The 14,906-nt window shown below is 42.5% G+C and carries 11 protein-coding genes and 2 tRNA genes; 4 read left to right on the top strand and 9 right to left on the bottom strand.

The window, feature by feature from the left end; translation table 11 throughout:
• Window positions 1–67: 67 nt before the first annotated feature.
• The 5 genes from HPC41_RS02990 to HPC41_RS02970 all read right to left on the bottom strand — a co-directional run bounded on the left by HPC41_RS02990 (window position 68) and on the right by HPC41_RS02970 (window position 4,399).
• Complete coding sequence (locus HPC41_RS02990) at window positions 68–277, bottom strand: hypothetical protein (protein ID WP_077436917.1); 210 nt, start codon at window positions 275–277, stop codon at window positions 68–70.
• 9 nt (window positions 278–286) lie between these two features.
• A complete protein-coding gene (locus HPC41_RS02985) occupies window positions 287–2,740 on the bottom strand; it encodes a PIG-L family deacetylase (protein ID WP_172392506.1) in 2,454 nt (817 codons plus the stop codon).
• Window positions 2,741–3,131: 391 nt separating this feature from the next.
• Window positions 3,132–3,386, bottom strand: coding sequence for a DUF6952 family protein (locus HPC41_RS02980; protein WP_172392505.1), 255 nt, complete (start codon window positions 3,384–3,386; stop codon window positions 3,132–3,134).
• On the bottom strand, window positions 3,367–3,681 hold the full coding sequence (locus tag HPC41_RS02975; RefSeq protein ID WP_172392504.1) for a thioredoxin family protein: 315 nt from the start codon (window positions 3,679–3,681) through the stop codon (window positions 3,367–3,369). The genes HPC41_RS02980 and HPC41_RS02975 overlap by 20 nt, the downstream gene beginning before the upstream one ends.
• Window positions 3,682–3,766: 85 nt before the next feature.
• Window positions 3,767–4,399: a peroxiredoxin gene (locus HPC41_RS02970; RefSeq protein ID WP_104384792.1), complete on the bottom strand. Its 633-nt coding sequence runs from the start codon at window positions 4,397–4,399 to the stop codon at window positions 3,767–3,769.
• A gap of 286 nt (window positions 4,400–4,685) precedes the next feature.
• Here HPC41_RS02970 and HPC41_RS02965 point away from each other — a divergent pair.
• Both HPC41_RS02965 and HPC41_RS02960 read left to right on the top strand, forming a co-directional pair.
• Window positions 4,686–4,766: transfer RNA gene (locus HPC41_RS02965), tRNA-Tyr, on the top strand.
• 440 nt (window positions 4,767–5,206) lie between these two features.
• Window positions 5,207–5,278 (top strand) — tRNA-Arg (locus HPC41_RS02960).
• Between the two features lie 236 nt (window positions 5,279–5,514).
• Here HPC41_RS02960 and HPC41_RS02955 read toward each other — a convergent pair.
• Window positions 5,515–6,702, bottom strand: coding sequence for an MFS transporter (locus HPC41_RS02955; protein ID WP_172392503.1), 1,188 nt, complete (start codon window positions 6,700–6,702; stop codon window positions 5,515–5,517).
• A gap of 484 nt (window positions 6,703–7,186) precedes the next feature.
• On the opposite strand from HPC41_RS02955, the gene HPC41_RS02950 reads away from it, so the two are divergent.
• Window positions 7,187–10,372, top strand: a complete 3,186-nt coding sequence (locus tag HPC41_RS02950) for a S41 family peptidase (RefSeq protein ID WP_246250325.1) — start codon at window positions 7,187–7,189, stop codon at window positions 10,370–10,372.
• A 167-nt stretch (window positions 10,373–10,539) separates the two neighbouring features.
• Here the strand turns inward: HPC41_RS02950 and HPC41_RS02945 are convergent, their stop codons facing one another.
• The 3 genes from HPC41_RS02945 to HPC41_RS02935 form a co-directional block, all read right to left on the bottom strand.
• Window positions 10,540–11,148 carry a LutC/YkgG family protein gene (locus HPC41_RS02945; protein ID WP_172392501.1) on the bottom strand — a complete coding sequence of 203 codons (609 nt, stop codon included), beginning with the start codon at window positions 11,146–11,148 and terminating at the stop codon, window positions 10,540–10,542.
• Window positions 11,149–11,181: 33 nt separating this feature from the next.
• Window positions 11,182–12,561 carry a lactate utilization protein B gene (locus HPC41_RS02940; protein ID WP_172392500.1) on the bottom strand — a complete coding sequence of 460 codons (1,380 nt, stop codon included), beginning with the start codon at window positions 12,559–12,561 and terminating at the stop codon, window positions 11,182–11,184.
• 72 nt (window positions 12,562–12,633) lie between these two features.
• Entirely contained in the window at window positions 12,634–13,377 is a 744-nt protein-coding gene (locus HPC41_RS02935; RefSeq protein ID WP_172392499.1) for a (Fe-S)-binding protein, read from the bottom strand.
• A 222-nt stretch (window positions 13,378–13,599) separates the two neighbouring features.
• Here HPC41_RS02935 and HPC41_RS02930 point away from each other — a divergent pair, with 222 nt between their 5' ends.
• Window positions 13,600–14,589 (top strand): helix-turn-helix transcriptional regulator, encoded by a 990-nt coding sequence (locus HPC41_RS02930; protein WP_172392498.1) that lies wholly within the window; start codon window positions 13,600–13,602, stop codon window positions 14,587–14,589.
• Window positions 14,590–14,906: the final 317 nt, after the last annotated feature.

Genomic DNA, 14,906 nt, shown 5'->3' with positions numbered 1-14,906 from the left:
AGGATAAATATAAATAGCCAGATAACGACCATCCAGTAGTAGCGCTTCCAGCTATTCATCCTATAGTTTATCTATCTGAGGCCTTTTGAGGATAGATAACACTGTTAAAAAACGCAGCGATAATCAATCCAATAACAGCACCGCCAATGATACTCAAAAATGTCTCATTTGCAGTGAAGCCAATTAATGCACCAAATACTACAGCGACTAAAAGGATAATTCCTTTTGCTTTTCCGGCATCAATCGTTGTGCAGTTGTTGTCAATCTGATTTTCCATTGTGATATTTTATTTTGATTTTGATAACAAATTTACAAATAATCTGTAAGCTCCGGGAATTCCCGCAGGTAATTGTCTAAAAAAAGATAGGGATGTATAGACAAATTTCCCTTTTCCATAATCAGCGATCAATAACGAGCCTTTATGCAATGATTCACCCGGATCTTGCATGCTGATCGGTGTACGGTATCTTTTATCAATATTTTCGGCAAAATACAAACCCCGCTCCTGTACCCAATTGGCAAAGTCCACTTTAGTAATTTTATTGGGATAGTTAAAAACGGGATCCTTTTCGTCAAAATGAACAGTGGCCAGCTCATCGGTAACCCGATTTCTGCCAAGGTTAAACGCATAGGGGCCGATATTCTTGGAAACCAAACCGTTGCTTACGTTGTATTGCTCGACAAGGGTTCCGCCGTTATTGACATAGTCCAATAATCTATTTTGAATCTGAGCGATATCTTTATTGACATTGAAGATCCTTACGCCCAAGATGACTGCATCATAGCCCGATAGATCACTTTTTAAAAGCTGTTCGCTTGTCAGCACGTCCACTTTGATGCCAATCGCGCTGAGCGATTCGGGAATAAGGTCTCCCGCCCCATGGAGGTAAGCGATCTTTTTAACCGCATTGATCAGGTTGATATTGCTCATTTTTATAGCCACATCAGGAAAGTAGACAATCTCCGGAATATGGTTATAGCCTATTGTTTTTGTCTCCTTTAGTCTATCCTTTTGATCAACTTGGAAAAGAAGCGTATCAATGGATGAAACGGTTGCCTCTGAGGGACTTATTGTGATCTCTTTGGAGAGGCTGTTAACACCGGAGGTAAACTGTAGTTCAAATGAAGCCGGATTTATTTCCCAGCCTTTTGCGCCAACAGCGTTTACGCGAAATGACTGTGACCGAGCCTGCCCATTTTTTTGGAACGCCAGATTTACCTTGACGGATTTTGCATTTTGGGTCAACGCCAGGGGACTTGAGCTCTTTGCTGTGAGCTGTGGTAGAATGACGACCGGATTATAGATTTCACCACGAACAGGATCAGTATACTTATATTGGATATGCTGGTCAAACGTAATTGCAGTACCATTGATCATTAGTTCAAAGCGTACTTTTGGATTATTGGGGTTTTCTGGATAACCGGTCAGATTAAATTCACTGACATTAAATTTTCCCTTGGCGTGTGGTTCATTTAACCAATAAGGCTGTGTAGAAATTGATGCATTTACTGAAATAGAATCTTTTAAAAGAAGATTGTTGACCAGATTTTTATGGATCTCTTTATCATTTAGTTTAACCAGCTGTACTATAACACCTGGACGTCTTGCAATAATGGCGTTATCGACATTGATCTGATCGCCCATCGCATAATCCGGATGTCTTACGACACTTTCAAACCAGATCCCGCTACAGGCAAGGATCAGTTTTTCTACCTCTTTTTTCTTTTGATCTCTCCAGTAATCATCCTTGATCTGGTCGAGTGCTTTATAGAGCTGGAGCAGGTCAGATAGCGCGGACTCCGGTTTATCTACTTTATAGTTCTGATTAATTTTTTCGATCAGCGATTGTACTGTTCCGCTATTTGGTATCCTTTTCCAGGAAGTATCAATGCCATCCAACGGCGAATCTGTTGCGGGGCTACCGTCAACGTATTCGAAATATTCAATAGAAGAACCCCGTTGCGCAGCAGATCCGAAGCCCTGGCTTTTATGGGAGGAACGGCTATGCGCAGCAATTTCCCCATAAGAGGCACCTATCAGCGCATTATAGTTACCGATGTCCACTTTTAATTGATCTTCGCGCGTATTGTCCTGTCCGCCAAAGTTGAAGGTATTCCAAAGGAGGCGTTTCGCTTGCCAAGGTTTTACGTAGGTAAGCTGTTCTGGGAACTGTTTGGGATCAGCAGCGGCCTTAAATGCTTCGTGTGCCAACATTGCTGAGGCCTGGTGGTGGCCATGTCCGCCCCTAGCATCGGGTGGAAACCTCGTTATGATCACATCAGGTCTAAATTTACGGATCAACCATACCGCTTCGGCCAGCACCCGTTGTTTGTCCCAAAAGTCAAATGTTTCTTCGGGTGTTTTGGAAAATCCAAAATCATAGGCGGAAGAGAAAAATTGCTCTCCTTTGTCAATCTTTCGTGCGGCAAGAAGCTCCTGTGTGCGGATCAGGCCCAATTCGACACCTTGTTCAGTACCGATCAGATTTTGCCCCCCGTCACCACGGGTCAGGGATAAATAACCTGTTCTATATTTTTTTTCCTGGGCTAGCCAGGCGATCAGACGGGTATTTTCGTCATCTGGATGTGCTGCAAAGTACAGGACAGAACCTAAGACATTCAGTTTTTCCAGGTTGAGCTTAATCTCGGCGGCATTCCATTGCGGATTTTGTGCTTGTACAGTTGACTTTGACAAGATACCGGCCAATAGAATAATAACAGAAAGAAAGGGTTTTCGCATGCTTAAAGATAAAGATTTCCTCCAACACAGCATCTTGCACATTGTAATTTTAATGTATCTTATTCATTGTAAAGAATACGAAACGCAGAGAAAACAAAGGAGTTGGCCGCTTATTTATCCCAAAATAAAAAACGGAAATCCCAATCGAGTTGGAATTTCCGTTTAACAATTAAAATATTTTTTCCTGAAACGAATGTTTAGAGAATAGTTATTTTGTCGCTTCGCTCCAAGTGGCAACCTTTAACATAGTAAATATATGTAGAAAATATTTAGTTCTGTCAGATTCCTTAAATTAGTTTTCCACATTGCTAAATTTTGTCAACAATTTAGCTTCTGGGTCACTAAAAATATGAAAAGAAAGTCTCACGTTAGGGTGTTTAAAGAAGCAAAATTACTTGTCAATTGCTCCTAAAACACGTTTCATGAACATATTTAAGGCATCTTTTTTTGTATTGCCTTCTTTTATCAACTTGTCGACCTCTACGGCTCCGTAAAGGTTAGAAATTAATTCACCGATGACGTCGAGTTCCTCATCTTTCAACGGCGCCTCCGTTAGGGCTTCCAAAGTCTCGATAGTCTCCAATACATAGTCGACATCATTTTGTTCGATGAATTCTGTAAGATGTTTAATTACCGGCAGCTTCATTGAATAGTTCTACTAGTGCGTCCAACTTATTTGTTTGTACTTGATTCACCAATTTACCGTTTTTAAATGCGGCAAATGTAGGTAGGTTATTGACGTTCGCCAATTTGCGTGATTCAGGAAATTTTTCCGCATCAGCGATGATAAAAGGAACCCCCTCATTTTCGCCAGACAATTTCTTGAATTTCGGTTTCATGATTTTGCAATTGCCACACCAGGTAGCAGCATACTGAACCATTACAATATCGTTATTGTTTACAATTTCTTGTAAATTATCGTTTTCTAATTCTTGTAACATGATTTTATTATTAAGGTGATTGATGGAGAAATCAACAGGAGCCGGGATAAAGGCCCCTGTTGATAAGACCTGAGGTCCTTTATTGTTAGTGTTTAGCTAAATAGTCAGCCACACCTTTTCTATCTGCATTCATTGCATCTTTACCTTCTTCCCAGTTTGCAGGGCATACTTCGCCAAATTTTTGTACGTGAGCGTAAGCGTCGATCAGGCGTAAATATTCTTTTACGTTACGGCCCAAAGGCATGTCGTTTACAGACTCGTGGAATACGCGGCCAGTTTCGTCGATCAAATAAGTAGCTCTGTAAGTAACAGCAGATCCTTGTGCTAATGTACCGTACTCAGGATGCTCCACTTCTTGAACGTCCAGAATACCCAATACGCTAGATAAGTTGCGGTTAGTATCAGCTAAAATAGGATATTCAACACCTTCGATACCGCCATTATCTTTTGCAGTGTTTAACCAAGCAAAGTGAACTTCGTTTGTATCGCAAGAAGCACCGATTAAAACGGTATTGCGTTTTTCAAATTCAGCAGCAGCCTCTTGAAAAGCGTGTAATTCTGTAGGGCATACAAAAGTGAAATCTTTTGGATACCAGAACAAAAGTACTTTTTTACCTTCTTTAACTGCTTTTTCGAAAATGTTGATCTGCAAATTGTCGCCTAAATAATCAATTGCATCTACTGTAATGCTTGGAAAACTTTTACCTGTGAAACTCATAATATATCTTTCTTTTTTGTTGACACAAAGATAAGGTAACCCGGATCAAAAAGCGAATTGATTTTACCAATACACTATCATCAAAATCTATTATGACTAGAATGTAACAATAAGTTTTTATTATATTAATATAAGCTGTTTGGGGGATTTCTATCCGAAGCTGGATTTGTTGAAAAAATAAAACAATTCATACTGGGACAGTTACAGATTAATGCGTCAAAATAGTTGCACAAATGCTGCGCAAAACCTACTTTTGCGACGTTCTATTTCAGAATAGCACAATGCTGGAGGGGTTCCAGAGCGGTCAAATGGGACGGACTGTAAATCCGTTGCTTCGGCTTCGAAGGTTCGAATCCTTCTCCCTCCACATTTTTTTTTTAAACTTTCCTTTAAATTTTTCCGTTCAGATAATTAATGCTTTGTACCAATGGCGGATCGTTATGGATCGCTGTCTGGGTTTATTGTGCTTATGCTTATATGGCGGTAGTGTCGGTTGATAGCACTGTGGAGCAGTCAACTTGCGGCATAGTCCAATAGATCATAACTCAGATCGACAGCCTCCAGATTCAATGACCTGGCAGGGCATTCCGTTTTATCATGTCAACAGGCAGCCTGAGAGGTTTTTTGCTAGAAATGCATTGATGGCATATCTTCTATGATTGTCTTTGCTTTTTGTTTTGCGGTTGATCTTAATAGGGCTGAATGCTTTTTTGTATCCTGATTGTGGAGGTTCGCAAAAATATGGAATAGATTTTCATCTAGCTATTGACTTATTTATAAAATAAACCTAAGTTTGGCTTTTGAAAGGGCCCCGTAGTTCAACGGATAGAATAGATGTTTCCTAAACATTTGATAGCAGTTCGATTCTGCTCGGGGCTACAAGAGGAGAAGAGGTATTCCGGCATCGCTTTTCATTGCAGGAGAAATCGCCATAAAAAGCATTTCTCCTGTTTTATTTTAAAGCATGCTACTATTTTACGCAACTGTTCCACGAATTGGAGCATTGCATAATTGGTCTATTTTCGCGACAGCAATCCGTATCGTCAATTCCAAATAGGTCAGGGATTTTCACGTTCTGAGGCTGTCTTTTGGCCGGGAGATATCCAGTTTGACTATTAATTGGACTGCGGTTCCTTAAATAAAGATAACCTTCCCACCATACCAAACATGAGCAAGCCAAAGCAAGCGAAAACACCGTAGGAATAACGCAGACTAAAAGCTTCTGCGATATAACCAATCAGTGGCGGACCCATAAGAAAACCGAGATAGCTAATACTGGAAACCATAGCCAAAGCCACGCCAGATGATACATTTTTATTTTGACCTGCGATACTATAGATAGAAGGTACGTTACAGGCAACACCGATGCCTACAAGCATAAAGGCAAGTGTGCATACAATAAACTGAGGAAAGACGACCGAGGTCATCATACCGACAAACATCAATATTCCGCTATATTGCAACGTTCGTTTGCGACCCAGTTTCCGGATCACTGCATCCCCTACAAAACGGCCGGTAGCCATCATGATCATAAAAGAAGCATAGCCCACCACAACAAACTTTTCGGGCGCATGGACGATTTCCTTAAAATATACACCGCTCCAGTCAAACATAGCACCCTCGGTTGCCATGCTGAAAAAGCCAATAATGCCCAGTTGCAAAAGACTTCCCTCCGGCTTGGAAAAGAAACTTCGTTTTTCTTTCTGTGGAGATTTTCCTGGAACCAGATAGCGTTGGTTAATTAAAGTATTGCCGGTGACAAAAACCAATATGATCAAGAAGTGGGATAGGGTATCCAGGCCAAGGTTCATGGTGAGCAGTCCGACCAACGCTCCAGTAAAACCAGCGATACTCCAGGCGCCATGGAAAGAAGTCATAATAGACTTTTTATAGATCAGCTCAGTGGCTACGCCCTGTGTATTGACCGATATATTGCACATATTTCCCGTTACGCCGAAAAGAAAAAGAACTGCGCCCAATTGCCAGGCATTTTGAGCAAAGGCGATAGCGCACAGGACCAATGCATAAGCAATGGGTACGATCCGCAACACTTTGGCACTGCCATATTTGGTAACCAGCTTTCCCGAAAGAGCCATTGTTGCCAATTGCCCTACAGGGAGCATCAGTAAGATTGTTCCCAGCTGTCCTTCGCTCAGGTGAAGGCGTTCCTTGATGACAGGAATACGGCTAGCCCAGGATGCGAAAGCAATGCCCTGGCAAAAAAAGAATAATGATACAGCAATCCGTATCCGATTACGTTTATTGTAAAGATCTTCTTCTGAGGGAGTTATCGTTGCGTCCATAGTATTTGATTTGAGCGTGCAAAGTTACGGATAAGTATTTCATTTCGCGACAGGATCAATAAAGAAATTTAATCGCCAGGCCTACAGGAAACTGATCCTTAAAACTGGGGGATAGTAATAACGATAAAAAAGGAGAAAATTATCCTCAATAAGGATGTTAATTATCTTCTTACGCTGTGTTTTCGAAGGTTGAAGACAGATGATAATTATCTTCTTTTTGTTAACTATCTTGTTATTAAGCTGATATATTGTGCTAGGGGACAACTCAAACTTGTCTATCGCCATATACCCGTCGGCCGTCAGCATATATTACCTTTTTACTTTAAATATACGAAGTTGTTTCAAGAAGATGTGGTAGAGCATGCTTAAATACAATCAAAATGTAAAATTCGTAATACGGCGATAGTTTTTCAATAAGCTATTCTATTTTTGTTCATGGCGAACAATTATTAGCCTCCTAGATATAATGATAAAAAAACTGCTTTTGAGTGCAGTTCTGGCCTATGGTGGAACTGCTTATGTCGTTGCGCAGCAACCCACATTTTTGTCTCATCCCACATTGACGCCCGACGGGAAGGAGATGGTATTCAGTTATGAAGGTGATCTTTGGAAAGTAGCAAGCGAGGGCGGCGTAGCTGTCCGGCTTACGGGTATGGAGGGAAATGAAATCAATCCCCGGATCTCTCCGGACGGCAAATGGATGGCATTCTCGGCCAATCAAAATGGAAATATGGATATCTATGTGATGCCCTTGGCTGGAGGAGATATCCGCCAATTGACCGCGCATGATGCCTCGGATGAAGTGGACAGCTGGAGCTGGGACAGTAAAACACTCTATTTCACTTCTACGCGCTATAATCGCATGGGCGGCTACCAGGTCTCCTTGGAGGGTGGTACGGCAACACGCTTATTACCACATTTTTTCAATTATATCAGCGGTATCGTGCCTACGCCTTCGGGCGAGCTCCTGTTTAACAATAGCTGGGAAGGATATAGTTCGGCAAATCGTAAGCGTTATAAAGGTGCGTTCAACCCGGATATTCATTCCTATAATCCCCAGACAAAAACCTTTCAACAATATACAGACTATTCCGGAAAAGATCTTTGGCCGACAGCAGATCAAAAGGGAAACATATATTATGTTTCGGATGAAAACAATGGTGAATACAACCTGTACAAGTTGAACGGTAAGACCAAGATTGCATTAACAAGCTTTCCGGAGTCCATTAAACGGCCTTTTGTAGCAGCGAACGGTGATAAAATTGCATTTGAAAAGGGGTATCAGCTCTATATTTACGATGTCGCCGAAAAGAAAACGGTACAGCCCAATATCGCTTTAAACCGCAATCAGGTCCTTGGCAAGCTGAAGGAATTCGATATTTCGGGTAATATCAGCCATTTCGATGTTTCGCCCGACGGGAAAAAAATAGCGTTTGTATCCAGAGGAGAGTTATTTGTATCCGATAGCGAAGGTAAATTTGTCCGTCAGATGCCCGGCCAAGGGGAGCGTGTCATGGAAGTCAAATGGCTCAAGGATAGTAAAACCTTGCTGTATAGCCAAACCTATCATGGGTATCAGAACTGGTTTTCCCGTACGGCAGACGGCAAGGGAGAAGTAAAGCAATTAACGCAAGATCTGCGCAATAACCGCGATATTACATTCAATGCGGATAAAACCAAGGCTGTCTACCTGAGCGGCCGGGACGAAGTGCGCACATTGGACCTGACAAGCTTAAAGAGCCAGACCGTTGTCAAGGATGAAATCTGGGCGTTTCAAAATTCATCGCCTTCATTTTCTCCAGATGGAAACTACCTGTTGTTTACAGCAATACGAAATTTTGAACAGGATATCTTTGTCCATAACCTTAAGAGCGGACAAACGACCAACCTGACCAATACCGGTGTCTCTGAGACAAGCCCCTATTGGTCCCCGGATGGGAAGTATATCTATTTTTCGAGCAATAGAACAAAACCATCCTACCCTACCGGAATGCAAAATTCGAGCATCTTCCGTATGGCCCTGACCAATTTTGACCAGCCTTATCGTAGTACGAAGTTTGACGAATTATTTGCTCAGCCAGCAGTAAAGAAAGATACGACAACAAATAAACCAACAGTGCCTAAAAAAGAAAACGACGCCAAGGACAAAAATAAGGCCAATGCTGCGAAGAATAAGCCGGCAGCCCCTAGTCCAGAGCCGAAGAAAACGGTCTTGGTAGAGATTGACCTAGAGGGGCTGCGGGATCGTATCGAACAGGTCAGTCCTGCATTTGGGACACAATACAACCCCTTGGTAATCCAAAAAGCAGATAAGTCGTATGTCTTCTATTCGTCTGATCATGAAGGCAAGTTCAGTGCTTATCGAACCGTTTATGAGCCATTCACAGCGCCAAAAACTGAAAAAGTAATCGATGGCGGGATGGGACAGGTGCAGGAATCGGCAGGCAAGTACTTTGTTTTGCACCGAGGCATCATTCAGAAATATAACCTTGACCTGAATAAACTTGATGCGATAACCATGAGCTTTAAATTCAATAGAGATCTGGAGAAAGAGTTTAACCAGATGTTTTATGAGACCTGGGCCAATCTGGAGGAAAATTTCTACGACAGCAATTTTCATGGCATAGACTGGACGGCAACAAAAAAGAAATACGAAAAATATCTGCCAGGAATCAATGATCGTAATGACCTGCGTATTCTCCTGAACGATATGTTAGGAGAGCTCAACTCATCACATTTGGGTTTTAGTTCGATGGGAGCTGAAGAACGTAAACCATTTGGCTTCGTAACGAACGAAATCGGAGTGGAATATGATAGCGAAAACCCTTATAAGATCAGCCGAATCATAAATAATGGCCCCGCAGCAAAGAAAGAGGTGGATATTAAAACAGGTGATATACTGGTTGCTGTCAATAGTGTTAAATTAAGCAGGACGATAGATCGGGACAGCTATTTTACCTGGCCATCATTGGAAGAAGAAGTACAGCTGACGCTGAACCGCAATGGGAAAGAAGTTCATACCAATGTGCGGCCTATTTCCAGTACGGCCTTTAGGGAATTGATTTATGATGAATGGATCAGGGACAACCGCAGCCGTGTTGACAAATTGAGTGGCAACAAAATAGCCTATTCGCATATGAAGAATATGTCGGGCGGAGAATTGCAACGTTTTCTCATTGATATGGCAGAGCAGGAGAATAATAAACAAGGAATTATCTTAGACCTACGCTATAATACTGGAGGAAATGTGCACGATGAAGTATTGCGCTTTTTGTCGCAGCGCCCTTACCTACAGTGGCAGTATCGTGGTGGAAAACGAGCGCCACAAAGTAATTTTGCTCCCGCCGCCAAGCCGATCGTCCTGTTGATCAATGAACAGTCTTTAAGTGATGCGGAGATGACTGCGGCAGGATTCAAAGCACTAAAACTTGGTAAGGTCATCGGTAATGAAACTTACCGCTGGATCATCTTTACTTCCGGTAAAGGACTGGTTGATGGGTCTTTCTACCGATTACCTTCTTGGGGATGTTATACCCTGGATGGTCAGGATTTGGAGCAGACAGGTGTCGCGCCGGATATCCTCGTGAAAAATACAGTTCAGGATCGGGTGGAAAATAGGGATCCTCAATTGGAGCGGGCGATACAAGAAATTCTCGGTGATATCAAATAAGGAGTTATCCCACGGGATAAGTTTAATAAAATGGGCACGCTACTTTGGGCGGCCCATTTTATTTTGGATTAGCACTTTTGAAGAATTTTGGCAGATGAATGTGCTGTTCAGAAAAACCATTTAAATCAGCAGATGCTTCGTTTCAGAAGTTACTTCGCTTCGGATCCTTATTGATCAGGAACAGGCGTTTTCAGGAAAAACAGTGTTAGGCTTCTGGGGCCTTGGGCGCCGCGAACCAGTGTTGCTCCAATGTCTGCTGTAGCCGAAGGGCCCATGACAAAGCAGCCATATTCCGATGCATTGAAATCAATCTGCTGGTATGCCGTATGCATGTTCTCGGTGATGGCATCGGGATCTAGCAAAACGGCCAAATGTTGACTTAAAAATCCGAGAGAATTAATTTTTAACGAGTTTTCGGTCAGCCAGACCATACCCATTTCAGCAACGCCAAATTCGGCACGGATGATGCCTAAGTCGACATCGTCCAGATCTCTGGGGTGAGCAACGTCCGTGATGGTCTTATTCCCTTCCCATTCGGCGGTAGCCGAACAGATAATCGCAACTTCGCCCAATTTATCACGCATGATCTGCTGGCATTCAGCAATGTCGCTCACGTCATGGCAGACACCGCCAACAAGAGCCAGCGCATCAATAAATTGCTGTTTCAGGACCGCTTTGTCTTTTATTTTCGTGAATGTGGGTACTTGCGGATAAACTATTTTTTCTTTGGGAAGATGTTTTCTGATATCACCCAAAAGTTGGTGTAAGTCGCTCATTGGTCAATAATATATGCGTTTGTCTACCTGTCGTTATTTTACTCTATTTTTGATATACCAATCTCGGAAGGTCTCCTTCTGGATAGCTGGCATTTGTCTATTTTTGCCCCAGGCATTCAATGTTTTATTGTATACTAGCCAATCTGGTGCAAGTTTGAGGCCGTAATAGCCTAATTTTTCAGCTCTTCTAAACCATTTTGGACTACCAAACAATTTTCCTGCAACGTTAAATGCATAGTGTAGGGAGGGTTTGGACGCTTTGATACGCACCATGTGCTGGCGCCATAGCGTGATCTGTTCGGCGATATTGATATGGACAGGGCACACTTCTGTGCAGGAGCCGCACAGCGACGAATGAAAAGGTAGTTCACTGTATTTTTTATCATCAAACGTTGGATCGATAATGATGCCGATGGGGCCGGAATAAGTTGCTCCGTATGCAATGCCACTGCTTCTCCGATATACGGGACATGTATTCATGCAGGCACCGCAACGGATACATTTTAACGAATACCAAAATTCCGCTTTACCCAGTCGTTCAGAACGGCCATTGTCGGTTAGGACAATATGGAGCTCGGTTCCGTTTTCGCGCGGACCCATAAAATGGGAGGTATATTGTGTGGCCGGTGTGCCGAGTGCGCTGCGGGATAAGAGGCGAATAAACAGTCCGAGATCCTCTGTTTTCGGGAGGATCTTTTCGATTCCGATACTGGCAATATGTAGCGGAGGAATCGCCGCTGTCAGATCTGCATTACCTTCGTTGGTACAGACAACAAATGCTCCGGTTTCGGCCACGGCAAAGTTTGCTCCGGTGAGCCCAGCGTGAGCCTCCAAAAACTTCGGTCGTGCATTATTGCGCATGGCTTCGGTCAGCTCCTTGGGGTCTTTATTATTGGGGTCGGTTCCGATGGTTCTTGCAAACAGTTCGGCAACATCGTCAGTCGTTTTATGGATGGCAGGCATCACAATATGGCTGGGCATTTCGCCCGACAGTTGTTGGATGCGTTCGCCGAGATCCGTTTCGATAAGTTCGATGCCTCGCGATTCCAGATAAGGGGCCATTTCACATTCTTCCTGTAACATGGACTTACTTTTGACGATTTTGGTGGCATTGTGGCTTTTGAGGATCTCATAAATGATGCGGTTGTGATCTTCAGCCGTCTTGGCGAAGTGTACTATTGTGCCGCGTTTTGTGGCAGCCGTGACAAACTGTTCTACATATTGATCAAGGTGGGTCAGCGCGTGTTCTTTGATCTGTGAAGCGAGGTCACGCATCTGTTCCCATTCGGGAATGCTGGCGGCCATACGATCACGTTTCATGCGTGCATTCCAAAGATTTTTATCGTGTGTTGGTTGATGCACGTCATCCATATGGATGAATGCAGCAGCATTTTTTTCAACGTTTATTTTCATTCGCTTAAATTTCATTTATTCATGCAATGTTCGCTTCCTTTTGGCGCTCATACGATTAAAAGTATCTGCGCCTTAATAAGGGCCGTTGTTTAATACTTGGGCGATATGTACAAATTTTAAAGGCGATTTGTCCCTTTCAGCGATCCCCTGCTGATGCATGAGGCAAGACATATCAGGGGATACCACATACGCTACTTCCTGCCTTTCGTAGTCAGCGACTTTATCTTGCCCCATTTTAACACTTACCGCTTCATCGGTCACACAGAAGGTGCCACCAAAGCCACAGCACTCATCTGGTCGGTCCAAATGCTTTACAGTTACACCGGATACCCTATGAAGGAGTTCTTCGGTTTTATTGAATCTAGGTTCCTGCCATTCGGATCGGGATTGGATATGTAGTCCGCGGATTGCCGAGCAACTGTTGTGTATGGCCACGTTATGGTTAAAGGATGTCCAGGGAAATTCGCTGACCTGTAATATATCTGTTAAAAACTCGACAAGTTCGAAGGTGTTTCTGCGGATCTGTTGTACTTGGGTAGTCTGCGGAATGGCATCAAAATGCTGGCGTACATGCTTTACGCAGCTGCCTGCGGGGCCAACAATGTAATCAAAGCCTTCAAAATTTTTGCAGAAAAGCGCCTCTGCAGCAGCAGCATTTTTCTGGTCGCCCTCATTTCCCATCGGTTGTCCGCAACAAGTTTGATCTAGCGGAACAATGACCTCAACACCGAGCTTTTCTAATAATTCTAGTGTAGCAATACCGACTTTTGGGTAAATGGCATCTATATAACAGGGAATAAATAGTCCAACACGCATAGTAGTGATTTAATTGAGGGCTAATTTTACAAATAAACATCGGTATTACTGTTCTTAACTATCCTGTCCTAACGATTAAATTACCGAATACAATTCGTTGGTAGTAACAAACGAAGATTGGCTTTGTTTGTATTGTTGTGGGATGGTAACTGAGATTTTGGCTCTTTATAGATTATTCGCTGAAATTCGTTAAATTTATAATACTAACCCTAATTGACCTGTATGTTTGCAGCTGCATATATCGATTTACAGAAGAAGATATTGCCCGCGGATAAGCCTATTCGCGGAGCGAGGTTGTCATTTTTGCCTTTGCAGCATCACTACAGTAACGAAGATGGTTTTGAGGGTATCTATATTGAGTTTGACGAATTTGTATTGCTGGAGTTAAAGCAGTCTGTCACTGGGGGAGGGCAGCGTTTGGATCTCATGACCGAGCACGTGGCATTCTGGCAATTATATCAATTTATGGGCAACTCGGATATTTATTTGCCACATAATCTACCGTTGAGTGATAACCGTTGCATTTCATTTTCTTCCCAAGTTTCCAAAATATCTCTCATTCTTCGCCCTACTCGGCAATGGATAATACTGATTGGTTATAAAAAGAATTTTACTTCAGATCTACTTAAAGAATTTCCGATGCTGGGTTCGCTAGTCTTTGGTGCCGATGCTGATCATTCGACCTGGTATTGGGAACCGGATATCAGTATCAACCATAGTCTTCGCGAAGTATGGAAACGTATTGAGCGAACCATATATTTCCCATTTCGGGGCAAAGCGGAATTGTTGTTGCATGTGTGTAGGCTGCTTGATGAGTATTGCAAGCAGTTAGATAAACAGTCGGATCAGAGCGAGCGCTCAATGCTGGGGTTATACCATAAGGCTTTGGCTTATATCAACGATAATCTATTGGATTCGATTAACAAAGAGATGGTTGCTGAAGGGTTGAATGTCAGTCTCCGGACCTTGACCCGTGCATTCGAAAACAGGCCGATCAAAATTGTTGATTACATCCAGCGATTGAAATTAAACCATGCCCGTGATCTACTTTACGAGGGCGAAATGTCTATTGAGGCGATTTCCAATCTTTTGAATTATCCCAACAGGAAGTATTTCAGCAGAGAATTTAAAAAATATTTTTTTCAGAGTCCAAGTATATTTAAAAAGGAAATGGAGTTTTTTAAAGTGCAGGGTGAGGATGACGAGAGTTGACCTGCATTAATACTTGCTTTTTGGGCTGGAAAGTGTTTTTATCAGACAAGATGGAACGTAAACAGGTAGGAATTTGAATTTGTTGAACGATTCGTATCATCTACTAAACCGAACGATCTGTTTTTATCACAGTTTGATTTATTTGTTGTACCATGACCTTGTTATTCCGATGATACAAATCACTTGTTGTGCCGTCTGATCTTTTCATCAAACCAAAACTATTTTTTTTAAGACCAACAGTACTTTTTTCTAAGCAAAAGAAAAGTTTTATTAAACCAAAAAGTTTTTTTGTTGAACGGATCAAATCTGCTTCCAGG

It is taken from the genome of Sphingobacterium prati, from assembly GCF_013167215.1.
Taxonomy (GTDB): Bacteria; Bacteroidota; Bacteroidia; order Sphingobacteriales; family Sphingobacteriaceae; genus Sphingobacterium; species Sphingobacterium prati.
Note: the sequence above shows the minus strand (reverse complement) of the source record. Positions and strands in the feature narration are given on the sequence as shown.

Bases quoted from the DNA above. Each gene is read 5' to 3' on its own strand.
- HPC41_RS02990 (WP_077436917.1), bottom strand. From the start codon at position 277: ATGGAAAATCAGATTGACAACAACTGCACAACGATTGATGCCGGAAAA.
- HPC41_RS02985 (WP_172392506.1), bottom strand. From the start codon at position 2,740: ATGCGAAAACCCTTTCTTTCTGTTATTATTCTATTGGCCGGTATCTTG.
- HPC41_RS02980 (WP_172392505.1), bottom strand. From the start codon at position 3,386: ATGAAGCTGCCGGTAATTAAACATCTTACAGAATTCATCGAACAAAAT.
- HPC41_RS02975 (WP_172392504.1), bottom strand. From the start codon at position 3,681: ATGTTACAAGAATTAGAAAACGATAATTTACAAGAAATTGTAAACAAT.
- HPC41_RS02970 (WP_104384792.1), bottom strand. From the start codon at position 4,399: ATGAGTTTCACAGGTAAAAGTTTTCCAAGCATTACAGTAGATGCAATT.
- HPC41_RS02955 (WP_172392503.1), bottom strand. From the start codon at position 6,702: ATGGACGCAACGATAACTCCCTCAGAAGAAGATCTTTACAATAAACGT.
- HPC41_RS02945 (WP_172392501.1), bottom strand. From the start codon at position 11,148: ATGAGCGACTTACACCAACTTTTGGGTGATATCAGAAAACATCTTCCC.
- HPC41_RS02940 (WP_172392500.1), bottom strand. From the start codon at position 12,561: ATGAAAATAAACGTTGAAAAAAATGCTGCTGCATTCATCCATATGGAT.
- HPC41_RS02935 (WP_172392499.1), bottom strand. From the start codon at position 13,377: ATGCGTGTTGGACTATTTATTCCCTGTTATATAGATGCCATTTACCCA.
- HPC41_RS02930 (WP_172392498.1), top strand. From the start codon at position 13,600: ATGTTTGCAGCTGCATATATCGATTTACAGAAGAAGATATTGCCCGCG.